Source organism: Acidovorax sp. Leaf78, from assembly GCF_001422735.1.
GTDB lineage: Bacteria > Pseudomonadota > Gammaproteobacteria > Burkholderiales > Burkholderiaceae_C > Acidovorax.
This window is the reverse complement of record NZ_LMLZ01000020.1, coordinates 1-24,189: the sequence shown is the minus strand read 5'-3', so window position 1 is coordinate 24,189 and position 24,189 is coordinate 1. Positions and strand designations below refer to the sequence as shown.

The 24,189-nt window shown below is 60.2% G+C and carries 14 protein-coding genes and 2 pseudogenes; 7 read left to right on the top strand and 9 right to left on the bottom strand.

Features of this window, described 5'->3' with window-relative positions:
• Positions 1-67 precede the first annotated feature (67 nt).
• Positions 68-3,499, bottom strand: coding sequence for a DNA ligase D (gene ligD / locus ASF16_RS11870; RefSeq protein ID WP_056167087.1), 3,432 nt, complete (start codon positions 3,497-3,499; stop codon positions 68-70).
• A gap of 608 nt (positions 3,500-4,107) precedes the next feature.
• On the opposite strand from ligD, the gene ASF16_RS11865 reads away from it, so the two are divergent.
• Positions 4,108-5,664, top strand: coding sequence for a methyl-accepting chemotaxis protein (locus tag ASF16_RS11865; protein WP_056167085.1), 1,557 nt, complete (start codon positions 4,108-4,110; stop codon positions 5,662-5,664).
• A gap of 158 nt (positions 5,665-5,822) precedes the next feature.
• Here the strand turns inward: ASF16_RS11865 and ASF16_RS11860 are convergent, their stop codons facing one another.
• The gene (locus tag ASF16_RS11860) at positions 5,823-6,746 is read right to left on the bottom strand and encodes an alpha/beta fold hydrolase (protein ID WP_235507347.1); all 924 of its coding nucleotides are present in this window, start codon (positions 6,744-6,746) and stop codon (positions 5,823-5,825) included.
• A gap of 459 nt (positions 6,747-7,205) precedes the next feature.
• Between ASF16_RS11860 and ASF16_RS26140 the strand changes: the two genes are divergently transcribed.
• Positions 7,206-7,445 carry a hypothetical protein gene (locus tag ASF16_RS26140; RefSeq protein WP_156372051.1) on the top strand — a complete coding sequence of 80 codons (240 nt, stop codon included), beginning with the start codon at positions 7,206-7,208 and terminating at the stop codon, positions 7,443-7,445.
• A gap of 45 nt (positions 7,446-7,490) precedes the next feature.
• Here the strand turns inward: ASF16_RS26140 and ASF16_RS11855 are convergent, their stop codons facing one another.
• Together ASF16_RS11855 and ASF16_RS11850 are read right to left on the bottom strand one after the other, a co-directional pair.
• The gene (locus ASF16_RS11855; RefSeq protein WP_156372050.1) at positions 7,491-8,396 is read right to left on the bottom strand and encodes a hypothetical protein; all 906 of its coding nucleotides are present in this window, start codon (positions 8,394-8,396) and stop codon (positions 7,491-7,493) included.
• Between the two features lie 220 nt (positions 8,397-8,616).
• Complete coding sequence (locus tag ASF16_RS11850) at positions 8,617-9,609, bottom strand: hypothetical protein (RefSeq protein ID WP_056167077.1); 993 nt, start codon at positions 9,607-9,609, stop codon at positions 8,617-8,619.
• 804 nt (positions 9,610-10,413) lie between these two features.
• On the opposite strand from ASF16_RS11850, the gene ASF16_RS25470 reads away from it, so the two are divergent.
• The 5 genes and pseudogenes from ASF16_RS25470 (at position 10,414) to ASF16_RS11835 (ending at position 18,337) form a co-directional block, all read left to right on the top strand.
• Positions 10,414-13,797 (top strand): RHS repeat protein, encoded by a 3,384-nt coding sequence (locus ASF16_RS25470; RefSeq protein ID WP_200926893.1) that lies wholly within the window; start codon positions 10,414-10,416, stop codon positions 13,795-13,797.
• Positions 13,794-14,744 (top strand): RHS repeat domain-containing protein, encoded by a 951-nt coding sequence (locus tag ASF16_RS25465; protein WP_082516886.1) that lies wholly within the window; start codon positions 13,794-13,796, stop codon positions 14,742-14,744. Before ASF16_RS25470 ends, ASF16_RS25465 begins: the two co-directional genes overlap by 4 nt.
• The gene (locus ASF16_RS26135; protein WP_156372049.1) at positions 14,741-15,262 is read left to right on the top strand and encodes a hypothetical protein; all 522 of its coding nucleotides are present in this window, start codon (positions 14,741-14,743) and stop codon (positions 15,260-15,262) included. Before ASF16_RS25465 ends, ASF16_RS26135 begins: the two co-directional genes overlap by 4 nt.
• A 1,017-nt stretch (positions 15,263-16,279) precedes the next feature.
• The gene (locus tag ASF16_RS11840) at positions 16,280-16,954 is read left to right on the top strand and encodes a hypothetical protein (RefSeq protein ID WP_156372048.1); all 675 of its coding nucleotides are present in this window, start codon (positions 16,280-16,282) and stop codon (positions 16,952-16,954) included.
• A 412-nt stretch (positions 16,955-17,366) separates the two neighbouring features.
• Positions 17,367-18,337 (top strand): annotated as a pseudogene (locus tag ASF16_RS11835) (IS481 family transposase).
• 283 nt (positions 18,338-18,620) lie between these two features.
• Here ASF16_RS11835 and ASF16_RS11830 read toward each other — a convergent pair.
• The 5 genes and pseudogenes from ASF16_RS11830 to ASF16_RS25455 form a co-directional block, all read right to left on the bottom strand.
• Positions 18,621-19,610 (bottom strand): IS5 family transposase, encoded by a 990-nt coding sequence (locus tag ASF16_RS11830; protein WP_056167070.1) that lies wholly within the window; start codon positions 19,608-19,610, stop codon positions 18,621-18,623.
• Between the two features lie 249 nt (positions 19,611-19,859).
• Complete coding sequence (locus ASF16_RS11825) at positions 19,860-20,333, bottom strand: DUF6714 family protein (protein WP_156372047.1); 474 nt, start codon at positions 20,331-20,333, stop codon at positions 19,860-19,862.
• Positions 20,334-20,341: 8 nt separating this feature from the next.
• A complete protein-coding gene (locus ASF16_RS11820; RefSeq protein ID WP_082516885.1) occupies positions 20,342-23,347 on the bottom strand; it encodes an RHS repeat-associated core domain-containing protein in 3,006 nt (1,001 codons plus the stop codon).
• A 71-nt stretch (positions 23,348-23,418) separates the two neighbouring features.
• Positions 23,419-23,549 (bottom strand): hypothetical protein (locus ASF16_RS27140; RefSeq protein ID WP_369817159.1); only part of this gene is annotated, 131 nt, incomplete at its 3' end.
• Between the two features lie 88 nt (positions 23,550-23,637).
• Positions 23,638-24,189 (bottom strand): annotated as a pseudogene (locus ASF16_RS25455) (RHS repeat protein); the annotation flags it as partial.

Sequence of the window (24,189 nt, the reverse complement as noted above, 5' to 3'; positions counted from 1 at the left end):
GCGGCGGCGGTTAGCCGCGACCCCGGCGCCTGCGGCAGGTCGCTGGCGCATTCAATACCGCATCGTGCTAGGCCAGCAGCTTGATGCCCTGGCGAATCGACTGCCGCTTCTTCCAGTAGTCCTTCCAGGGGTCGTCTTTCTGAAAACTCAGGTACTCCCGCGCCGTCGCAATCGTCCAGTGGGCCCCACCTTTGAGCTCTCGCAGTTGCTCCCACGCCACCGGCATCGATACGCCCATGCCGGGCCGAGACCGTGCAGAGAACGCACAGGCGGTGGTTTGCCCGTGCCCGTTGCGCAGATAGTCGATGAAGATCTTGCCCACCCTGTTCTTGCCGCCCATGACGGCCACGAACTTGGACGGGATGACCTTGGCCATGTGCTGCACGACCGCCTGCGAGAAGGCCTTGACCTCGTCGTAGTGGAGCTTCGGAGTGATGGGCACCACCACATGCAAACCCTTGCCCCCGCTGGTCTTGAGCCAGCTTTCCAGCCCCAGCTCCGTGAGCATGACGCGGGTGAGCTCGGCCGCCTCCTGCAGCATCGGCCAGGTCACGCCCTCGCCGGGGTCGAGGTCCAGGATCAGCCGGTCCGGTTGGTCGATGCGCGCGATCTTGGAGTTCCAGGTGTGGAACTCCACCACATTCATCTGCGCCGCGGAGATCAAGGCCTCCAATGAGTCAACCGCCAGCAACGCGGCATGGTCGGGCCAGAGCGCAGGGTCCAGCTCTTTCATCCCGGGCATCTTGCTGTCGGGGTGCTTCTGAAAGAACAGCTGCCCGGTAATGCCGATGGGGGCCCGCACCAGGGAGGCAGGCCGATTCTTGAGGTGCGGCAGCATCCACTCGGCAATGCTCTCGTAGTAGTGCACCAGATCCATCTTGCGCAAGCCCGTGGTGGGGTCGATCACGCGGTCAGGGTGCGTGATCTTCACCGCGTGGGCCTGGCTCCGGCGCTGTGGCTCGGCTGCGTGCGCCGCGGCAGCGACCTGGGCCTTCGGGCGTTCGCGCACGATGGCGCTGGCCGGCTTGTCGGTGCGGATCCCTCGGAACACGGCGTGCCGGATGCGCCTGTCCGGCGTCCATTCGCCAAAAGCCACTTCCACCACCAGGGTGGGCTTGACCCAGCGTTCGCTACCCGCCCGCCGTTTGGACCACCGCCCCGGCTTCACCTCGTCCACACTCACCGGAGGGGTCGCGACCTCCAGCTTCGCAAGCTTGGAGTGAAGCTCCCTGCCGGCGGCTGAATCCCAGCCGGTTCCGACCGAGCCAGCATGGTGCAGCTGCCCGTCCTCGTGGTAGCCCAGCAAGAGGCTTCCAACCTCCTTGGCGGCGTTGGACCGGTCGGTGAACCCCAGCACCACGAACTCCTGACGGTGCTGGCACTTGAGCTTTACCCAGGTTTCCGTCCTGCCCGACACGTACGGTGCATCGGAGCGCTTGGCCAGCACGCCTTCCAGCCCCATCTGGCACGCTGCGCCGAGCAGTTGGGCCGGTGCCACATCAAACGCGTCGCTGAACCGGACGGTGTCGCTGTGGCGCTCGCCGAGCAGCTGCTGAAGCACAGCCCTGCGGTCCACCAGAGGGACTGCGCGCAGGTCCATGCCCCCCAGAAAGGGCACGTCGAACACGAAGAACACAATGTCGCGCGTGTGGGCGCTGTCGATGGAGTTTTGCAGGCGATTGAAGTCCGGGATGCCGGCATCGTTGAGGACGACGATCTCCCCGTCCAGCCAAGCACTGGTCAGGCCCAGCTCGGCCACTGCGTCGGCAATGGACTGCAGCTTCGCAGTCCAGTCGTTGCCGTTGCGCGTGAAGATACGAACACTGTCACCCTCCACGCGAGCCAGCACCCGGTAGCCGTCGAACTTGGTCTCCACGACCCAGTCGCCCTCGGGCACGGCGGACACAAGCGTGGCGAGTTGGGGTTCAAGCCTGGCGGGAAGTCTGGCCTTCCTGGCTGCCTGCAGCGCGTCAGTGCCGCCACCCGCGGCGCGGCGCAGAGGCGACGCCTTGCTTCGCGGCTCACGTTCCTCGATCAAGCCTAGCGGCTTGTCGACCACACTGTCCGGCAACGCGGTAATGACGTCGTAGTCGCTGCGGGGCCGCGCCCACGCGTCGCCCCGCTTCTTGAACAGCATCCATTGATCCTGCTTCTTCTCGCCCGGCTTGGAGATGCGCACCAGCTCCCACAGGCCGGCCAGCTTTTGGCCGTGCAGCTTGAAGATCACCTTGCCCTTGGCCAGGCCCTCGCGCGCATCGCCCACCGGCTCCCACGTGCCGCGGTCCCAGATGATCACCGTGCCAGCGCCGTACTCGCCCTTCGGGATGGTGCCCTCGAAGGTGTTGTAGTCGATGGGATGGTCTTCCACATGAATCGCCATGGATTTGGTGGCTGGGTCATAGGACGGCCCCTTGGGCACCGCCCAGCTGACCATTACACCATCGAGTTCCAGCCGGAAGTCGTAATGCAGGCGGGACGCCCAGTGCTTCTGGACCACGAAGTGGAGCGCCTCCGGTGGCGCCGACTGGGTGGACCGCCGCCTCGCCGGCACGACACCAGCCGGTTCTGCGGTTTTCTTGAAGTCGCGCTTGGCGTTGTACCTGGACAGCGGATCCGTCGTCGGTGCAGGCGGTGCGTCAATCGCAGAGGTGGCAGCGGCCGCAGTCTTCGCAGTGCGCGGTCGCGTGGGCGTGGCAGGCAGACCCGCTGCCTTGCGCTTTGCCGGCGCCTTGGCGAGCGAGAGCTCTGCCCACACGGGGGCATGGTCGCTGGCACCTTCTCGCGCCCGCTCATCACGGTCCACACCCGCATCCACCACCTTGAAGGAGGGGCTCGCCAGGATATGGTCGATGCGAAGACCTGCATCGCGCTCCCAGCGCTTGCGCCGGTAGTCCCAGAAAGTGAACGGAACGCCTTTGCGGTGAACCTTGGCCAGGGCATCGGTCCAGCCCTGCGCGAGCACTTGCGCATAGGCTGCGCGCGGCCCGGGCTGGAGCAGTGCGTTGTCCCGCCAGGTGTCTGGCTTGTAGATGTCTGCATCGGTCGGAACCACGTTCCAGTCGCCCATCAGCACCACTGGATAGCCGGAGTCCAGAAGCTCCTGCGCACGCAGCGTCATGCGCTCGAACCAGCGCAGCTTGTAGTCGAACTTGGGCCCGGGCTGGGGGTTGCCGTTGGGGAGATACAGGCACGCGAAAAGCACGCCGTTGATGGCCGCTTCGATGTAGCGCGCCTGTTTGTCCGACGGGTCGCCCGGTAAAGCGGTGACCACGGTGAGGGGCTCGTGGTCGCGGCACAGCAGCGCGACTCCGTTCCAGGTCCGCTGTCCGGCCACAGCGCACCGATAGCCTGCAGCCTCCAGCGCCGCAGTGGGGAAGTCGGCCGTGGAACACTTGAGCTCTTGGAGCGCCACCACGTCCGGCTGGGCGCGCTGCAGCCAATCGACCAGCAGGTCTACGCGTTTAATGACGTTGTTGATGTTCCAGGTGGCGACGCGCATGGCGTTATCGGTGGTCAGCCCCGTGCGGCTGTGCGGCAGTGAGATGGCGAACTGGGGCGGTCCTGGCTGTGTTCAGGCTTGTATCAAAGGTCTTTTGCTGGGCTGTGCTGGATTCCTCCATTGCGGGGAAGGATGGAGATTTTTCATCGGACACGGCAGCCTCGCTTTTGAATTTTCGGCCTGTTGCAGCGCCCAGTTGCTGTTGACCATGGCATGACCAGCACTCGCAAACCGCCATGCTATGGCAGCTACACCGTCTGCGTGTCAGCCAGCAGCGCAAGTTGATGCGCAAAATTTTCTGCGGCATAGCCAGCTGCCGCGACCGCTACATCTCTTCACAAAATTGCTTCTCGCCGCAAATTTGAGTCGCCCCGGTGACGTTTCCCCTGTTAGACGCCGCAAGATCGGAGGACACCGCGCCAAAACAACTTGCAGCAGTTTGTGCTTTCCGTACACTGTTTTGATAGCAACGAGTGCGGACCGAAGGGTCCGGCCACATGTCGCCGGACCACCCCGCCAGGAGCAAGGGGCCTCATGCCGGTTCGTGCGAAGAAGGAATCGCGTGATCCAGTCGGCATTTCAGAAGATCTACGACAACAGGAAATCCGATGAACAAACTCTCTCTGGCACAGCGGCTTACGCTCATCAACGGGTCACTCATCTGCGTGCTCATGATTGCCGCGGTCATCGTCTGGTTCATGATGGCCAAGGTGACCGAGGCAGCGGACCGTGTCAACCTCACCAACGTGCCGCAGTTGTTGACCATCGGGGAGCTTGAACTCAACGTCACGCGCACCTCCTTGCAGCTGCGCCATGCCATCCTGGCGCGCACGCCTGCCGAACTGGACGAGGCGCTGTCGGATGTCGGCGCCAAAAAGAAACGGCTGCTCGAACGCCTGGATCACCTGGGCAAGAACATGATCGACGAAGAGGGCCGCCAGGCATTTGCCCCCCTGCCCGCGTTGATGACCGAGTTCTGGGCCGTGGGGGAAGAAAACGTCAAGCTCATCCAGGCCGGCAAGAAAGAAGAGGCATTCGCCTTCCTGGTGGACAAGACGATTCCTGCCCGCAACCGTCTCTTGCAGCCGCTCGCAGCCGAGAAGTCCAGGCAAGGCAGCCGGCTGGCCTACCGCATCGACGAGATCAAGTCGCTCGCCTCGTTGGACCGCAACATTGTCATCTCCGTGATGGCAGGCATCGCTCTCGCGCTGCTCGGACTTTCGTACTACCTGCGCGGTGTGGTGCGGCAGCTCGGCGCAGACCCGCACGCTCTCAAGCACGTTGCGCAGGCGGTGGCCGATGGTGATCTGGCCCGCGCGATCCGGGTGCGCGAGGGCGACTCGGAAAGCGCCATGGCGGCCTTGGCCACGATGTCGCACCGCCTGTCCGATGCTGTGCGCACCGTGCGGCACAACGCTGACAGCGTGGCAGCCGCCAGCCAGGAGATCGCCAACGGCAACCACGACTTGTCGGCACGCACGGAGCACCAGGCCAGCACGCTGCAGCAAACCAGCGCCACCATGGAGCAGTTGAGCTCAGCGGTTCGCCAAAATGCCGACAACGCGTCCGAAGCGGACCGCGTGGCGGGCGTGGCGGCCACGGTGGCCAGCGATGCGGGGTCTGTCGTGCAGGAAGTGGTGAAGACCATGAAGGGCATCCACGACAGCTCCCAAAAGATCTCCGAGATCATCGGGGTCATCGACGGCATCGCGTTTCAGACCAACATCCTGGCGCTCAATGCCGCGGTCGAAGCAGCGCGCGCTGGCGAACAGGGCCGGGGCTTTGCGGTCGTGGCCAGCGAAGTGCGCAGTCTGGCGCAACGAAGCGCCCAGGCCGCCAAGGAGATCAAGAACCTGATCGACACGAGTGTGAGCCGGGTGGCACATGGATCGGGCCTGGTGAACAGTGCCGGCACCACGATGGGCGAGGCGGTGACCGCCATTCACAAGGTGTCCGAACTGGTGGCGTCCATCAGCTCTGCCTGCAGAAGCCAGCACCAGGAGGTATCGCAGGTGGTGCAAGCGGTGGTGCACATGGACGCAGCCACTCAGCAGAATGCGGCGTTGGTCGAGCAGATGTCGGCCGCGGCGCTGAGCCTGAGCACCCAGTCACAGGAGCTGGTTCACGCCGTGTCGGTGTTTCGGCTGGAGCACGAACCGGCGTGATCGCTGTGATCGCGTTATTGCCGTGATCGCCGTGATGGAAAGGACGTGCAGGTCAGCAGCCATCGCCCCACCTGGCAGGCGATGCGGCGCCGTTCTTCAGCGTCAATGCCACGGCACTCGCCGCGTGGCGAATACGCTGCCTTTCCCGCCTATCGTGCCTATCCCGCGTGTGCAGCCAGCCACTGCACGATGTCGGCAGTCACCTCGTCGCGGTGGGTCTCGTTGAGAATCTCGTGGCGCGCACCTGGGTACAGCACGACCTTCACATCGGCAATGCCGGCATCGCGATAACGCTGCCCCAGTGCCTGAATCAGCGCCCCGCCTCCGGCGAGCGGGTCGGCATCGCCGGAAGCGATAAGGATCGGCAGTTCGCTGCGGATGCCCGCCAGCAGTGCCGGGTCGGCCAGTCGCGACGCGGGCGCGAACAGCGAGGGAATGACAGGTTCTGGCACATCCCACCCGCACCACGGGTCGGCCACATAGGCATCCACCTCGGCGGCGTCGCGCGACAACCATTCGTAGCCCGTGCGGTGTTCAAAGCCTGCATTGAACGCCGCCAGCCCGGCGGGCGCATCCGCCGGTGCATTGGCCATGCCGGCAGCCAGCAGGTCAAGCGCCGTGGACCCTGACAGGACCACTCCCGACCACGTCGATGCGTGGTCCAGAATGGCCGCCTGCGCCGCAAACGATCCCATCGAATGGCCGAACAAAAACAGCGGCAGACCGTCGTGCTGCGCACGCAGCGCTGCCCCGAACTGGGCCACATCTGCAATCAGGCCGCCAAAACCAGCCGCACCGAAATCGCCCAGCCGCCCGTTGGCGGTACGCCCGTGCCCCCGGTGGTCAACCGCATGAACGACAAACCCGGCAGCGTTCAGCGCTTTCGCAAACCGGTCATAGCGTTCACCATGCTCTGCGAGTCCATGGGATATCTGCACCACACCAGCGGGCTTGCCTGCCACATTGGCCCAGGTATAGGTTGCGATCTGGGTGCCGTCTGCGGCGGATGGAAATGAGGAGGACGAAGAGGAAGAGATCAAAGTGCTCATAAATTCATTCTGACACGGCATGCAGGGTGACAAAAACCGTCGTCAGCCAGGGGCCGGGAGTCGCGCGTGATGGTGACCCGGCCTGTGAGGGCTCAAGGAACGGCTCGCAGCTCAACCTGTCATCACCGTTCCCAGTATGGGCCCGTCCCGGGACAGACGACGGGGTACTTCCGCCAGCCGATGAATCGGAGCATGCTGCACGCTTCAGCGCGTTGCGACATCATCTGATCGCTGGCGCGGGGCTCAACCTGCCCCAAGAAGCGCCGCGCGAGTTTGGCGGCGCGGTGGCCGACTGGTCGGCAGACCGCTGTCGGGTCACAGGCGCCAACATGTCTGGGATGTGGCGGCGCTGCATACCCCGCCCGCACTACGGCAGGAGTCACTGGTGGGTCTGGTGTGTCAGTCGGACTTTCAGAGCCGCGGAGTAGCAAGAGTTGATCGGAGTCATCAAAACGCTGCCGCTGCATTGCGCGGTACAACCAGGACCTGGCCATGCTGGATGCGGAGCAGCCAGCCCACGTCCACCATGGCTGGCGTTCACAGGTGGCGGCGTTGGTCCAGGGATGGCTTCTGGAAACCCATGACGGCGCTGTTCAGCCCGCTCATCTTGATGCCTACCTCAACGAGTTCGTCTTCCGCATCAATGGGCAAATTCCGAACTCTCGCGGATTGCTGGTTTATCGTCTGCTTCAGCCCGCCATGCAAACCAGCCCTTGCAGATCAGCCTCGTGAGAAGCTGATCCATGGTTCACTCAACGAGGGCCGAAGCCCTCATGCTTACCAGCCCCGGAACGCCTTCACGTCCGCAGCCACCGCCGCGGCGATAGCCGAGTGCGTGGCAAGCGTAGGATGCAGTCCCTCGTGGGTCGTGCCGGGGTTCATTGCCACGGTGCCGTCGCTCCAGTAGTTGGAACGGATGGCGAAGCCAGGGTAATGGGCGTTCACTTCGGCGACGCCAGCGTCGATGCCGGTGTTAGTCGCAGCGAAGTACGTCTGCCAAGCGGAGACCTGCGCCGCTACCTGGGCCGAAGTCCAGCCGGGTGGCGGCAGGGTGAGAGCGGCGGCAACCGTGTCTTCAGGCACCGTGTATGGTGCTTCGATCACTACGAGGCGGCGACCTTCTGCAGCCAGTTGCTTGCCAATCGTGCCGATCAGGTAGGCCACGATATTGTGCTTGTCGGTCGGCGTATGCACACCTTCTGCTGGGCCATCGTTACCACCCAGGTGGATGATTACGGTGTCAGCTTGGATGGCTGCGGCGTGCTGCACCAGCGTCAGGCCGCCCCATGCCGACACGTTGGCGGGTGGGTTGGTGGCGAAACCCATGCGGTAGCCGTTGACCATGCCGACAAGCGAGGACCCCCCGAACTGCTGTGCATCGTAAGTGGAGGCGCCGCTGGCACCGAAGATACGCCACGCCAGATCGTACAGGCTGGAGCTTGCGCCATGAGCCGGATAGCTGGTGAACTGGGACACAGGGCCACTACCGTTGCCAGCAGCGGTAGTGGCATTGCCACCCACGTTACCGCCGTCCCCGATAGAGTCGGTGTAGACAGCGATCTTCTTGGCGATAACTTGCGCGTGCAGCAGGCTGCCATGAGCCAGGAGCAGGCCCGACACGGCGGCGGTCAAGACCAGACGCGCCAGAGCGGGGAATGAGGGGCGACGTTGAACGATGTTCATGATAGTTTCTAAGAAGAGGTTGGCCGGCACGCGATGAGCGAGCCTGTGCAGGAGTTGAGCGGGACGAAAAGTTCACTGCATTTCGCACCGCCCGCGGCGAAACCGACTTTTGTCATGTCGGTTTATGGCACTTGATCAGGTGCCAATCCGGTGAAGTCATTGGACGTTGCCCACCCACATATCGTCACGGCGGCTGGGCTTATCGAGTTCAAGCGCAGTCCTACCAGCGCGCCCATCCAGACGCAGGGTAGTTCTGCTCGGCATGTCCAATTACTGCAGCCACAGTCGACAAATTGCCGACGGCAACCAACCGGCGTGCGGTGTGCCACTGTGTGTCGGAGATGGTGGGTGCAGCTGTGTTGTCACCCAGTACGGACATCAACGCCAGTTCGTTCGGCGACCCCTGGCGGCGGCTTGCGTAGACACGGGTGAATTCGTGCGCATAGAACGCCATGCATGTGCCCTGAGCTGGCTGCTCGACCGCGTCAGCGCGGTCACACAGCGCGATCGCATGGCCGTCCCGGATGAAGTTGTCGTTCCAGACCCACTGCTTGATGTCGTGGCTGAGACTGACCCCGGTGGAACCTTGCAGTTGCTGAAAATTCACTCCGTCGACGCTGTAGTAGGCATAGCGCAAGAAGTTGGCATCCACAAAAGCAACCGGCAGTTCCGACAGGGCTTTGACCAGGTCAGGAGATGCCGGGCCGTCCTTGCGAATCGACATGTCCACGACCATCGCTTCGCGCGGCACCGCAACGCCGTCGCCCAACGTCACGCCGAATGCCATGTCGTACGGAGCCACGCCTGGCTGCCCGCCATTGCAGGTACCGGAGAGGCCCGGTTCGTCATAGAGCAGTGGATCGATTCCGAGCAGGATGCCGTTGCTGGCCGGGGTTCCGAGCTGGGCGCCATTCCAATTCGGAATCGAGCCCGTCAGCACTGAGGTGCGCCCTGCGCAATCACCACCCTGCGTCGGGTTGTAGTTGTTGCCTTGGCTACTGCGGCTTGTCATCTGAAAGTCTGCGCCGGCGTTGTCGTGGGGCACCACCTTGCGGCCGGCGATCCACATGTTCGTGATCATCGGCGAGTTGGTTCCGTAGGGCGCTATGGCCTCGTTCAGTTTGATGCGGATGACACCGTTGTCCTTCTCGAACTCCTGGGCCGACGCAGCCACGGATGCGAGCAGTGCCACCGAAAGGAATATGTGCTTCATGCGAAAAATCTCCTGGTTGAGGTCAAGGTCGGTACTTCAGCAAGGCAAGCAATGCGGTAAATAAGGTGTTTCATCTGCATCAGTGGAACTTCAGCAGGGTTCACTTGCAATGTGCAAGGACAGCTCCATCGCGAGACGTCGCAGATCCCTCATCCTTATTCACGCGCGCAATCGCAATAACCGGCAAATAATGCAGCAGCCGCAACTGATGCAATATCATTTTTGATAGGTATCCTTAGAAAACACCGCCTAGCCACCCATTGCGATTGATTTGTATTAAGCAAGCTTCAATGGTTTCTGAAAAGGGCTGTTTGTGAGTGAAAGTATGCCGAAGTGTTCACTTACTGCATGATTGTGCTTATTGGTGCCATATCCTCACCACTAACACATGTGAGATTTTGGAATCGTTTAGTTGCAAAACAAATTAATGTTTACAAATTAACTTCGCCATACACCACAGCAAATTGAATCGTTTCGTTTGTTGCAAATTTCGAATTATTGTCACATTCAAAAGCAAATAGGTTGTGTGCAAAACAGCAATCAACCTTCGCCACTGATACTAATTTGCATTTTGCTTTCCCTAAACAATACGATTCCGCCGAATACTGGTGAAAATTTGCGCGCTACAAAAGCAAATTGACTTCTCCGGTCAACTTATGCATAAGACCACATAGGTAGTTTTTAAGGTTTTCATCGCTGGTAGATATTGAAGAGATAGATTGCGACAAGACGTGAGCACATGTGAGGCCGCCCCAGGCATGTGCTTGCTGAGTGATTTATCACCTTCAACGGGAGGAGAGCCCAGTGTCAAATCCAACCCTTCGGCGAATCAGCTTCGCCTTGATCGCTGCCGCCAGCGCAGCGCAAGCCCAGGAGGTCATCCCCGACTTCTATAAGGAGCCCGGGATCCAGCCCAACCGCGACGCGGTCAATCAAAGCCACCACGAAAGCATCGACCCCTTCACCGGTTCGCTGCAGCGGCACTACGTGGACATCCGAATTCCGGGCAATGGCGGCTTGGACCTCAAAGTCATCCGCTCATACAACAGCAGCAACGTCGACCCGGCCAGCGCCGGCCAGCCCAGAACCACGGCTGGGTGGGGTTGGACCATTCACTTCGGCCGCATCCTCAAAGCCCGCGAAGGCTTTCCGTGCTTCAACAAGAACGTGGAAACAGTCGCCGAGAACCCAGTGCTGGAGTTGCCGGACGGAAGCCGTCAGTTGCTCACCTTCACCAACCAGAACTCCCCCATGGCGCTGACCACACAGCGCTGGCGGGCTGACTGCAACCCGGGTGGTGATGGTCTCATCGTTACATCGCCGGACGGGGTGGAGTACCAGATGACGCAGGCTCTGGGCTTTTCGTCTACCTCGTCGCCGGTGTACGAGTGGCACACCAAGAAGATCACGGACCGCAATGGCAATTCCATCACCATCAATTACGCCTCGGCCAGCAGCTCGGAGATCCGCACCGTAACGACCAGCGACGGGCGCTCACTGACCTTCAGCTACGACGGCGCGGGCAGTGCGATACCGCGTATCCGCTCCATCACGGGTGCGGGCCAGACCTACCAGTACAGCTATCAAGCTTCAGGCATCAGCGGTATTTACCAGCTCACCCGCGTGGTGCGCCCCGACAACAACGACTGGACGTACGAGTACAACGGCAACAACGGAACGTCGGCGGGCAGCTACCTGATGCGCTCCGCGAAGACGCCTCAAGGTGGGACTATCAGTTACTCGTATGACTTCGAGTACTTCGACTCGCAATCCAACCCCGCGAGCCGCTCCAACGTGGTCAGCAGAAAGACCATGAGCACGGGCGGGACCTGGACTTTCAGCTACGCGCCCGGGGGAACGGGCTCGCTGGACACCACCACGGTATCGACACCCGCTGGAAGCATCGTCTACAAGCACTTCGGCCCGGGATATGCTGGCTCTGGAAGTGTCTGGAAGGTGGGGCTTCTGGCCGAGAAGCGCATCGGCTCGGAGCAGGTGGAGCAATACGTGTGGGAAAAGCAGACCATCTCCAACGAGACGTATTTTCGGCCCGGTGCTTTTCTGACCAAAATTGACTATCTGCAGACCAACGCGCCACTGCTGGCGCAAAAGACCATCACCCGCAATGGTGCAACCTACCGCACCACGTTCAGCAACTTCGACAACTACGGAAATCCTCGCACGGTGTCCGAGTCCGGGCCCAACGGTGGCAGTCGAACGACCACCATCAGCTACTACACCAACACCTCCAAGTGGATCATCAAGCAGCCTGAGAACGAAAGTTCCGCCGGGCACTCGGTCAGCCGCGATTTCGACAGTTCAGGCAATCTGACCAACGAGACCAAAGACGGCGTCTCCGTCAGCCGCACTTACGACGGAGAAGGCAACGTGAGCAGCACGACCTTGCCCCGTTCGCTGACACACCGGTACTCGAACTACATGCGTGGAGTGCCGCAAAGCGAGACGCAGCCCGAAAGCATTTCGATCTCACGCCAAGTCAGCGATGCTGGCAACGTGACCTCGGAGACTGACGGCAACAGCCGCACGACCCGCTACGGGTACGACGATCTCAACCGGCTCACGTCGATCGATTTTCCGATAGGGAACAGCATCAGCATCAGCTACTCGGCCACCAGCCGGCAAGTCACGCGGGGATCGCTGTCCGAGACCACCTCGTACGACAGCTTTGGCCGGGTCACGGGCGTCACCCGAGGCGGCATTTCCAGAAGCTACACAGTGGATGCGTTGGGGCGTATCACCTTCACATCAGACCCTGACAGCTCATCGGGCCAGACCTACCGCTACGACATGCTCAATCGGCTGGAGGAGGTCCGCAACGCAGACGGTTCAACGCAGTCCATCTCGTATGGCTCGGGCTCCAAGACGGTGAGAAACGAGCGCAACTATTCCACCAGCTACTCGTACCGCGCATACGGTGATCCTGACAGGACCTTCTTGATGGAAGTGTCCACACCGGACAGCAGTTCCAGCGTGCGCTATGACCGCAACAACAAGGATCTCATCACCTCTGCGACCCAGGATGGCTGGACACGCAGTTTTGGCTACAACAGCAATGGCTACCTGACATCGGCGACTCACCCAGAGACCGGCACAACCACCTTTGGGCGCGATGCTGCAGGGAACATGACCTCCAAGAGCGTGGGCTCGGCCGGCTCGATCTCGTATTCGTACGACAGCCAGAACCGCTTGAGCACCATCAATTACCCAGGCTCAGCCCCCTCGGTTTCACATACCTACGACCGGCGTCATCGACTGCTCAGAACTACTTCCTCGGAGGCGACCCGGGACTTCACCTACGACGGCAACGGCAATCTCACCAAGGAAGAACTGGATGCTGGTGCAGTGAGCTGGCGGGCAGAGTATGGGTACAACGGCAACGACCAGTTGACCTCCGTCACCTACCCGCGCTCGGGCACCACGGTGAACTACTCGGTCAACACCTTGGGCAGGCCGACGGCCGTGTCGGGGTATGCGACATCGGTGTCCTACTGGCCGTCGGGACAGCTGCGCAGCATCACGTATGCGAACGGCACGCAATCGGAATACGGCCAGAACTCTCGCTTGTGGCCCAGTTCGTTCAGAACGTCGCGCTCGGGTTCATTGTTCACCAATGCGGCCTATACCTACGATGACGTGGGCAACCTGACCCGGATCAGCGACACCAGCGACGACAGCTACAGCCGCACCCTTGGCTACGACAGCATGGATCGCCTGACCACCATGTCCTTCGGAGGCGGCTCCGGCGCCATCACGTACAACGGTGTTGGCAACATCACCCGCCAGACTTTCGATGGTGAGCAGTTGAACTATCAGTACAACAGCGACAACCGCCTGAGCGCACTTACGGCGACACCCAATACGCTGTCGACGACGTTCACCTACGACTCTTTAGGCAACATCGCGAGTGGGTCGGGCCGCACCTATACCTACGACTCCGTGCCCAACCTCACGTGCGTGAACTGCTCCACGCCCGCCACCAGCATCCAGTACGCCTACGACGGCGACCAGAAGCGGACATCGGTCACCAAGGCAGGCGTGAAGACCTACGAGTTCCACGGCGTGCACGGCAACCTGCTGGCGGAATACACGCCCGGCGTGCCCGGCAAGCTGGTGGAATACATCTACCTCAACGGCAAGCGCATCGCCCAGAAGGAGTCCGCACAATGATCACGACGCTGAACACCGCTATGCGAACTTCTGTTTATCGATTCGTGGCGCGCCTGGCACTGCTGCTCACCCTGGTAGTCGGCACCCTCGGCACTGCTTCTGCGCAGACCGTCACGTACTTTCACAACGATATTGCCGGCACCCCGATGCTGGCCACCGACGCTGCGGGCGCTGTGGTATGGAAGGAGAACTACCTGCCCTATGGTTACCGCCAGATGGCGGACCCGGCCAGCAGTGGCAACAAACTGTGGTTCACCGGCAAGGCCTATGACCCGGAGACGCAGCTGTCGTACATGGGGGCTCGGTACTACATGCCCTTGCTGGGGCGATTTACGGGCATCGACCCCGTTGAGATGGCCCCAGAGCAGCCGCACAGTTTCAACCGGTATGCGTATGCAAACAACAATCCATACAAATTTGTAGATCCGGATGGGAGGCAGTCAGTATCGGTAAATGTCTACCCGAATTTCAATCCCAACGAGTATTTGACAGGTTTAGCATGGGAGTCTGCAAAATTCGTCTTGATGGTCGCAGGTGGGCCTGGAGCAGCTACCATCAAAGGGGCGCAAGCAGCGGGTGTCGGCGTTAGGGGGGCCGCGACAGTCTGGGATTCAATGAAGGCAACACAGGTTGTTTGGTCCGGGACATCCATTCCAAGGTCATTTGAGCTAGCTGCGGGGAACAGCTGGGTTTGGGTGCACGGCAACGCGACTGAACATTTGGCGGAATATGCAATTTCCATGGCAAATAGAGGGGTAGGTGTCGATTTAGTTAAGATAGGAATTCAACAACAATTAAAAAGCCTTCAGTCTGCGGTGGAAGCGGCGACAGCTGGTGGAATGACATTTGACCGACTATTAACTGTCGGGGGATGGGAATTGAAATTTGCCGCCCCCAGAGCGGAGGGGCAACTACCTGCGCTAATTCATGCACTGCCAGTAAAATGACAACATATATAACAGTATACGGCTTATATCAACCATCTCTCAATGTGTGCAGAATTGAGGTCGATGAATACATTCCGCTTCGTTTTCGCAGTTACGAAGGGGCACTCGGTGTTAATTACTTGCGACTAGGCAATTTTGATACCTCATTGCTCGAACTTTTGATCGAACCATCTGCAATGGCAGTTCGCGGCTTCAATCTGACTTCCGTGGATGCAATTCATGAACCGAGAGCGAAAGAAAATTTATCGAAGAGAGAGGGGCTGCCAATTATTCGATTGCCAGAAGATCTCCATGGGCCATTCGGTGCGCAGCGCTTCGATATTAAGCAGAATTTTTCGGTAGGGTTAGCGAAAAATTTCTTAGAAATTGACTTTGGTAATATTTCGCATGCGCAGTATGTTGCCGTCGCTGGGTCGGTAGAGTTCTACGTAGGTTCGATAGGGATGGCAGGGCTGCGGGTCGTTAACTTGCCGGAAAATGATATTTCATCTCTCAAAGCAATGTCTTGGGCAAAATAGTTAATAAATATGTCATTTTACAAATCGGTGCGCCATTTATGAATCATTAAAAATAAATACGAAAATTTATAAATTTTAAATGCGAATTTGGACACGCCTAATGCGAACTTCAAGCGTGGGGCCACGCATTGAGAGATCGTTCGCGTGGGTACTTCAGCCAGAGTGCCTGGGTTAAGAAGTGGCAGACAATCAGCTCTAGGTCTACGCGCCAGCGTACCGCAATACTGACTGCAAATAATCGCCATCAGCTCTCCGGCGCAATGAGTTCAAACATGCCAACTAACACGACCTCACAACAGCAGAAGGCGGCTTCGCCGCTTGCGTTGGTGGTCCGGTCATCTTCACGTTGAGCGGTGCTTTCATTCGAGTTGACTGGCTGCTCCTAGCTAATAGTACTAATTCGCAGACGGACACCGTATGTCCGCAACCATCCTCTTGCAGCCGTTGCGGCATGTGGCGCCTGCTCGGACCACAAGAACTTCTCGCAAGACAAAAAATAGCGCTCAAAGTGAGCGCTATTTTTTTATGGCAACAAGTTCAAACCGACTGAGTTTAGCTTCGCATACCCAGGTATTCTTAACCATCGAATTCGATCTTATCGTTACAAATAATCAGATCGCAAAACCGCATGGATGCTATTGGCTTGTTCACGACTTTATTTGCGAGTTTACGAATTTAATTACCCGGATTATCTATTCTGGGCAATTAAAGTCGTAAACTGAAGCCTAGCATCCATGCGGCCTAGCGCTCTGCAAGTCATAGCAGCCGCAAATCTAAAGTCGTAAACTCCTTCAGATAGGTGCGAGCGACCACTCAAACACGGCTCGTAGCGGTTCATCGAAGCGCTTTGCTAGTGCATTAGGCTAAGCATCTGAATCCAAGATCCCGGCTTGAATGCGCCCACCTGCTTAGGATGCCAAGGCTTTGTGCGTCGATGCCAAACCAGGTCAAATACGATTTCACGCAATGCGATCGAAGGCTGAAAGAACGCCAACTGGCGACCAGCCGGCGCCGGGCATGCTCGTCCGCCCCTATCAGGCCAGCCGCCTTGCGGCCACCGCTTCAGGACGAGCGCATCTTGCCGATAACCAGGAGGTTATGGTGAAAAGCCTCCTCGGTCTGCTGCTGGCCAGCGCCTGCTTCCAGGCGCAGCCCACCAACCTGTCTCCCTGCGACAAGGCGGTGCGTTTCACTGCGGCTTGGTTTGCCGATCCGGAAGTGGACAACGCCAAATCGGCCGCCGAACTGACGAAGATCGGCGCGGGCGCCGGCCGCAGCGGTACGCAACTCGGCCACGTCGTTGTCGAGACCAAGCTGGCGGTGATGCCGCAGACCAGTTGCCAGGGAGTCGTCGTGCGGCTGGATTACATCAAACCGGTGCTGCGCGTGGCCAGCGAGATCCCGCCGGGTAGCTGTGCCTATGCGCACGTGATGAGGCACGAGCAGACGCATGTGCGCATTCACCGCGACATCGCGCGCCAGTTCCGCGAGCTGGACTATCCCTGGGCCTCGGGTGCAAGCAGCGCGGGCATTCTGGTCTACGCAAAACAGGAACTCGACCGCCTGATGCAAGCACAGGTGCTGTTCGACAACCCCGAGGAATACGCCAGCAACTTCAGCGCGTGCGGTGGTGAGATCGAGCGGCTGGTGAAGCCTGCGGCATCTACCAAGTCGGGGCGGACACCAGGCTGAGGCAACCGCCTTCCGCGGCGGCTGATTGGTCGCGCCTTGGGTTGAACCAGACTGATGCCGACGGTCCTGCGGCATACGGGACCGCGCCCGCACAAAGTCCACAAACGCCCGCTACAGGGTGGGCAATAGATTGCTGCCTGTGTACTACAGAAACGGCCCCGAGAAGCTCGGCCACCAGTCGGCCAACACGGTCTCCAGCTTGCCGCTGTCTAAATACGGTCTCAGCCGGTCTTCGAACATCTAGACCACGCCGGCGTCGCCGATAGCGGCATCTACCGCTAGATCGGCCGTGGCACATAGCCTGTCGCATCCCGGATGATTGCATAGACTCTAAACGCTATCCACTCTTCATGGCGCGAGCTGTTTTGAAGGAGTTGATAGAGTCCTTGCAATCCACCCGGGGAGTGAAGCCATGTTGATTGCCCTGCACAAGAACGCTCGCACCACTCCCGCCGTGCGCGCCGAGATCGCAGCCAGCAATGAACCAGCCAGCGTCCTGGCCCAGCGCTTTGGGATCACTGAGCAGACGGTCTACAAGTGGAAGAAGCGCGATGTCTTTGCAGACCGCTCGCACACGGCCCATCACTTGCAGACCGTGCTCACGCCTGCGCAAGAAACCGTGGTGGTGCACCTTCGGCGTACCTTGCTGTTGCCCCTGGATGACCTGTTGGCGGTCACGCGGGAGTTCTTGAGCCCCGATGTCTCACGCTCAGGTTTGGACAGGTGCCTGCGCCGCCATGGAGCGGGCAACCTCAACGCCCTCAAGCCCCACCAGCGTGCGGTAGCCCACAAGGCCTTCAAGAGCTACGAGCCAGGCAACGTGCACATGGACGTGAAGTACCTACCCAAATGCAGGACGAGAGCAGCAGGCGCTATCTGTTCGTGGCCATCGACAGGGCCACGCGCTGGGTGTTCGTGCAGTTCAAGGCCAACAAGACAGCGGCCAGTGCCAGGGCCTTTCTCAAAGCACTTCACAAGGCCTGCCCGATCAGGATCAACAAGCTGTTGACAGACAACGGCAAGGAGTTCACAGACCGACTGTTTGCCAGCCGGGAGCGCGAACCCAGCGGCAACCATGAGTTCGACCAACTGTGCCAGGAGCTGGGCATAGAGCACCGGCTGACCAAGCCCAGGACTCCGAGAACCAACGGCATGGTGGAGCGGTTCAATGGCCGCATAGCGGACGTCCTGAAGACCCACCGATTCAACAGCCGTGAAGATATGGAGCAGACCTTGCAGCGCTATGTGGCCTTGTACAACCACCAGTTGCCACAGTCAGCGCTCAAGAGCAGTACGCCAATGCAGGCCATGAAAGAGTGGTACCAAGAGCACCCGGATCTGTTTCACAAGCGGCCATATGATCATCCGGGATGTGACACATAGCCATTCAACTGTGCGCACCGCTGGAACTTATCGAGCGAACTATCAATGTGTATCAATCCACCCACTGATTGTTTCTATGCCGTGGTCGACGACTACATCCGCTCACACAACGATAAGCGGATCTAGGGAAGGTCTGCAAAACCCCATTCGCCAGCGCGGCACAGCCTGATGTTGAACGGAAGGTCGCCTGATTCCTGCGCAATCCGCTGCCTAGGCCCGATTGGCACGGTTTACAGGCCCGTTTCAGCCCTTGCGGCGCCACCTCGGCACCCCACAGACGCACCTATCCCTGCAGCGCCATGATCCGCTTCCTGGCCATCCACAGATTGCCCAGCGCAAACAGCATCGTCAGGCGCGCCGTGTTCTTTTGGAGACCCCGGTAGCGCAGCTTGGCATACCCAAACTGCTGCTTGATCACCCGGAACGGGTGCTCTACCTTGGCCCGCACGCTGGCCTTCAGTCGCTCGACTTTCTCCAGCAGTTTGTGCAGCTCCCGATTGGCATCGAGCGCCTTGCGCTTGCCCGGGCGCATGGCCACGTGCCACTTGATCTTGGCCTTGGCCTTAGCTTTGCTCCCTTGCATCTCCTGGCGCTTGTCCACGCCCTGGTAGCCCGCGTCACCCCAGGCATGCTTCTCTTTGCCATGCAGCAGTCCTGCTGCCTGCGTCACATCGTTGACGTTGGCTGCTGTGCCGATGACGGTGTGCACCAGTCCCGAGTCGGCATCCACGCCAATGTGTGCCTTCATTCCAAAGTGCCACTGATTGCCCTTCTTGGTCTGGTGCATCTCGGGGTCGCGCTCACCCGCCTTGTTCTTGGTGGAACTCGGCGCTGCAATGATGGTGGCGTCCACGATGGTGCCGGTCTTGAGCATCAGGCCCTGCTGGGCCAGACCGGTGTTGATGGCGGCCAGCACCTGCGGGGCCAGTTGGTGCTTCTCCAGCAGATGGCGGAAACGCAGGATGGTGGTCTCATCGGGCATGCGCGCTGCGCCGTCCAGGCCGGCAAAGCGGCGATACAGGGGCCGCTCGTGCAGTTCTTCTTCCATGGCCGGATCGCTCAGGTTCCACCACAGCTGCAGGCAATGGATGCGCAGCATGGTCTCGATGGGAAACGGTGGGCGGCCACCCAGGGCCTGGTGTGCACCTCGGGCAAATGGGGCGATGAGGGCCACCAGCGTTGCCCAGGGCACGACCTGGTTCATCTCTTCGAGGAAGACCTCCTTGCGGGTCTTCTTGGGCAGTGGGTCCAGGCCCAGGGTGTATTGATCCATGGCGCCATTGTCTTGGATGCTTGGCGCTGGGGAGGATCAGGCGGGGAGGTTTTGCAGACCTTCCCTAGATCTCCCTTGGCTCTCTCCGCACCGTCGAATAACGGGTGATTCTTAGACCTGCGGCATAAAACCAGTCCAAGTGTTTACCCGCTCCTATTAGCCAAAGACAGGCGAAAGCCGGTATCCGTTAGGAGGCTTGAAGCACAACCAGATTGATAGCGCATGATCTTTGTCCGCTGATAATATTCATCAAATCCTCAGGCTTCTCAAGGTGGCAAGGGCGGCCTCGATGTACTCCCCCATGTATTCCGCCCAATCCGTGTCCGCCCTTAAATACTCGAGCACTTTTTTTAGACACCTGACCTGCTCAGTGTTCATCGAAGATAGCCGCTTTGCGACCTGTTCAATCTCTTCCTCGCTGCGGGCCACCAGACTCAGCACAAAAAATGAGGTTTCCATCCGACTGTATTTAGCCTGCTCCGTAAGAGCATAGCGGAGATAGTGCGGAATAATCCATCGCGTAGTAACTGCCGAGAGCTTGCGAAGTTCCTGGTGCATTTCCCGGAGAAAGTCTTCATCTGGAGTCCTGGTGCGCCAGTTCTCCAAATCCTCGGCAACTTGAAACCCATAATCTTGGTCTGGCAGCGCGCAATCGATAAGATCCTCTTTCGGCGGAAAATCAACTTTTTTAAAGGCATGGTCAATAATATCGAGCAATTGCATGATGTACCTCAGGGACATTTCTCCTTACAAACCCTTTTAATAGTGCGCTCAGCGTTAAAAATGTTAATTTCGATGTCAGTCATCATTTGGGCGTTGTGCTGCGTATCTTGGCCGCCCCACCATTTATTGGTATTGGCCTCTCGAAGGGCTTTGCAACTCTTCCACTTTTTTAGTTCCCACTTCGCGCGCTCACAGTCATTCAATCCAGACGGCGGCTTCTCATTACACGCATTCTTGTATTCGCGTCGATTTGCTTCTTTCTCAATAAGTTGCTGCAGTTCTGAGTCCGATGTTGTCGACCCTTGATTCGGTCCCACTCCTAGTGGAAATTCAGGATCGACAATCGGCCGCTTTCCCCCAGGACCAACAATTATTATCTGCAAGCCGTTTGGATCAATCGCGCTCAGAGGACTCCCCTCTACATACCCAAACCGATTCCACCCCCCCTCCAGCCCAATAGGATCAGCCTGCGTATACCGCCCACTCTTGCTGTCATAGCTGCGGAAGTGGTTGTAATGCAGCCCACTCTCCTCATCAAAGTACTGCCCCGGATACCGCAGGTTGTACTGCACCAGCGGAACCGCCGTTGACCCCGTGGTCGGGTTGGTCGTGGCGCTGGTGAACCGCGAGGCCGCCGCCGTCGGCGCATCTTCTCCGAACGCGCTGTATGCCCACTGCCAGGCTACCTTGCCGTCTTCCTGCGTCAGCCGCCGGGGGGTGTTCAGGTGGTCCGCATGCACCGCGTACTGCCGGCCTTCCCCCACCACCGCAATCGGCATCGGGCCGTTGGCCGTGGGCAGCCAGATGTGCTGTGCGCCCTTTGTCGGTGCAGTGGCCGGGTTGGCCTCCATGGGGTATTCGCCCAGCAGGCTGCCGTCTTCCGCGTACACGAACGCGCGGCCCTGGGCCTGGGTGCTGTCGGTCTGCGGGCTCCACAGGCGCAGCCAGAAGTTCTGCAGATCCTTCAGCAGGCCGGTGGGTTGGAGACCGGTTGCGGATTGCTCTTCGCCGTCATCACCCAGCAGGGTGATCTGTGCTGGGCCGGTCTTGTTGTTGGCGGTGGTGCTGTTGGACGTACCGCTTGCCAGCATGTCGGTCTTGAACACCCGAAGCCCCAGCGCGTTGTGCGCGTACTGCACGCTGGAAGCTCCCGCCCCTGTGCCCAGCGTCACCCGCTCCAGGCGGCCTTCGCTGTCGTACTGGTAGCCGTGCAGGCCGTCTCCCTGCTGGTTGCCCGCCGCGTCGTAGCTGTAGGCCACGCTGGTGTTGGCGGTGCTGACCTGGCCGGTGGCGGGGTCCGTGGCGCTTTGGGTTTGCGCAAAGCCCAGAAGCCGGTTGTGGCTTGCGTTGGTGCTGTAGCTGCGGCTGGTGACTGTGGGCTTGCCCGCCAGGGTCTGTTGGCTGATGCTGCCCGTGCGGTTGCCGTTGGCGTCGTACTCGTACGTGGTCGCGTCTGTGGCTGCACCTGACGCGTTCTGCCGGGTAAAGCCCGTGATGCGGCCTGTGCGGCTGTATTGCACGTTCCAAGTCACGGGGGTCTCTTGCACGGTCTGATCCAGTGGGTTGGGGCTGGCCGGCGCCCACAGGTTCTGCGTCAGGCTGTTGATGCGGCCCGCCGCGTCGTATTGGTAGCTGCTGAAGTCGGTAGTGGTCAGCTGGCCTGCGGTGTTGTAGCTGCGCGCCACGCTCAGGCTGCTGCTGCCCTGGCTGCCTTGCAGGTTCCAGGTCCAGCCGGTGGGCTGGCCCAGCGGGTTCCAGGTGATGCCGCTGACCAGGGGCTGGTTGTTCCACAGCATCCCGGTGAGTTGGCCGGTGCTGTCGTACTGGTGCTGCAGCACTTTGCCGTCGGGGTAGGTGATGCCCGCCAGCAGGCCGCTTGTGGCGTAGCTGTAGCCCACGGTGCTGGTGTGCCCGTTCTTCAGTTGCTGGGTCTTGCGCACGATGCGGCCGTGCCAGTCACGCTGGTAGCCGCTGGCGTCCACGATCTCGCTCAGCGAGCCTTTGCTGGCGTTGGGCTGGCCGCTCTGGTTGTAGGCGCTGCCGGGCAGGTCGTAGCGCAGGGTGGTGACCATGCTGTCTTGGCTGGGAGCGTTGGGGGCTGCACTGTAGGTGATACGAATGGGGCGACCCACGCTATCTCGCAGGATATTGGTCGCACCACCCAGGGCGTTGGTGATGCTGCTGGGCAGATCCAGTCCGTCGTACTGAATAGCTCGTGCCCCCACGTCCGCGCTGGTTTCTGTCTTGGCATTGCCCACTTCATTGCGCTCGTAGTGGGTGGCCACGCCCTTGAAGTCGCTGGCCTGGGTGACGCTGTCCAAGGCGTCGTACGTCAGGCTGGCGGTGGCGCTTTGCGCGTCGGTGATGGCTTGCACGCGGCGCAGAGCATCGAGTCCGTACTGTGTCGACTCTCCCAATCCATTGGTGGTGTTGGTGAGGTCGCCATTCGCGTCGTAGCCGTAAGTGGTGGCAGCCTGAGGGCCCACCGTAGTGCTCTGCGTGCGGTTCAGGCTGTTGATGCTGCGGGCCAGCGTCCACGCGGTTTGGCCCTGGGCATTGCGCACCACCTCAGAGGTGCGGTTGCCCATGGCGTCCAGCACGTAGGTGCCCGAGGCGCCTCGGTTGTCGCTCCAGCCCGTCAGGCGTTGAGCCGCGTCGTACTGGTAAGCGATGGTGTAGCCGCTGCTAACAGCAATGCTGGCCAGTTGGCCACTGGCGCGGTAGGTGTATGTCGCGCCAAGTCCGTCGCGCTGCAAAGTGAGCATGCGCCCGCGAGCGTCGTACGTGTATTCGGTTAACAAACCACCGGCCGACGTATGGCTCAACATGCGGCCAGCTACATCGTAGGTATAGCTTTCTGTATGCCCCAGAGGACTCGTGCGGCTGGTGAGATTGCCAGCAGTGTCGTACAGGTAGCTGGTAACTGCGCCATTGGGCGTGGTGCTGGTGGCAACCAGAGCCTGCGCGTTGTAGGTCCAACTCCAGGTCCGGCTGGCAGTGCCCTCGACGGTCAAGGTGAGTAAGTTACCTTGGCTGTCGTAGGTGTAGTCAGTCCTGCGGCCTTGCTCGGTGGTTCTGGTCGGTNGTCCGGCTGGCAGTGCCCTCGACGGTCAAGGTGAGTAAGTTACCTTGGCTGTCGTAGGTGTAGTCAGTCCTGCGGCCTTGCTCGGTGGTTCTGGTCGGCAGATTCCATTGCGGATGCCACGCGGTAGCCACCGTGCGTTGCTGAGCAGTACCTGCGGCCTGCACCTGGCTCACAGGGACGCGGCGGTTGGTGTCCCAACTCGTGACAGTGCTGTTGCCCCTAAAATCGGTTTCTGATTCGATCAAACCCAGCGTACTCTGCACGCGGCTGGCTGCATCTGGTTGACCCAGTGGGTCGGGGCTGCTTGCGCCCAGCACGGCCAGTTTGCCGGAGCGTGTGCCGTAAACAAAGCTGCGAATGGCGCTCAGCGGGTCGGTGACGCTGACCCAGTGGGTCGGGGCTGCTTGCGCCCAGCACGGCCAGTTTGCCGGAGCGTGTGCCGTAAACAAAGCTGCGAATGGCGCTCAGCGGGTCGGTGACCGAGACGGGACTGGTACCGGTGGTTGGATACGCGACCTGATAGCGCTGTACTCCGCCAGCCAGCTCAGTGCTGATTGCACGGCCCTGCGCATCGTAGGCAAAGGTGCCCCAGCGCTGGCCGTTCTCGTCCTGGATGCCCGTCAGTGCGTGCGGAAAGCTGGCGTTCTCGTACAAGAACACACGTGATGTGCTGTCTGGGTAGGTGACCTGTTTGAGGCGGCCATCGTCGTAGCCCAATGCGATGACTTGGCCGTCGGGCGCCGCCACAGACACCAGTTGGCCACTGCTGCT

Excerpts from the sequence above, each read along its gene's own strand:
- ligD (WP_056167087.1), bottom strand. The coding sequence starts at position 3,499 with ATGCGCGTCGCCACCTGGAACATCAACAACGTCATTAAACGCGTAGAC.
- ASF16_RS11865 (WP_056167085.1), top strand. The coding sequence starts at position 4,108 with ATGAACAAACTCTCTCTGGCACAGCGGCTTACGCTCATCAACGGGTCA.
- ASF16_RS26140 (WP_156372051.1), top strand. The coding sequence starts at position 7,206 with ATGCTGGATGCGGAGCAGCCAGCCCACGTCCACCATGGCTGGCGTTCA.
- ASF16_RS11855 (WP_156372050.1), bottom strand. The coding sequence starts at position 8,396 with ATGAACATCGTTCAACGTCGCCCCTCATTCCCCGCTCTGGCGCGTCTG.
- ASF16_RS11850 (WP_056167077.1), bottom strand. The coding sequence starts at position 9,609 with ATGAAGCACATATTCCTTTCGGTGGCACTGCTCGCATCCGTGGCTGCG.
- ASF16_RS25465 (WP_082516886.1), top strand. The coding sequence starts at position 13,794 with ATGATCACGACGCTGAACACCGCTATGCGAACTTCTGTTTATCGATTC.
- ASF16_RS26135 (WP_156372049.1), top strand. The coding sequence starts at position 14,741 with ATGACAACATATATAACAGTATACGGCTTATATCAACCATCTCTCAAT.
- ASF16_RS11840 (WP_156372048.1), top strand. The coding sequence starts at position 16,280 with ATGCTCGTCCGCCCCTATCAGGCCAGCCGCCTTGCGGCCACCGCTTCA.
- ASF16_RS11830 (WP_056167070.1), bottom strand. The coding sequence starts at position 19,610 with ATGGATCAATACACCCTGGGCCTGGACCCACTGCCCAAGAAGACCCGC.
- ASF16_RS11825 (WP_156372047.1), bottom strand. The coding sequence starts at position 20,333 with ATGCAATTGCTCGATATTATTGACCATGCCTTTAAAAAAGTTGATTTT.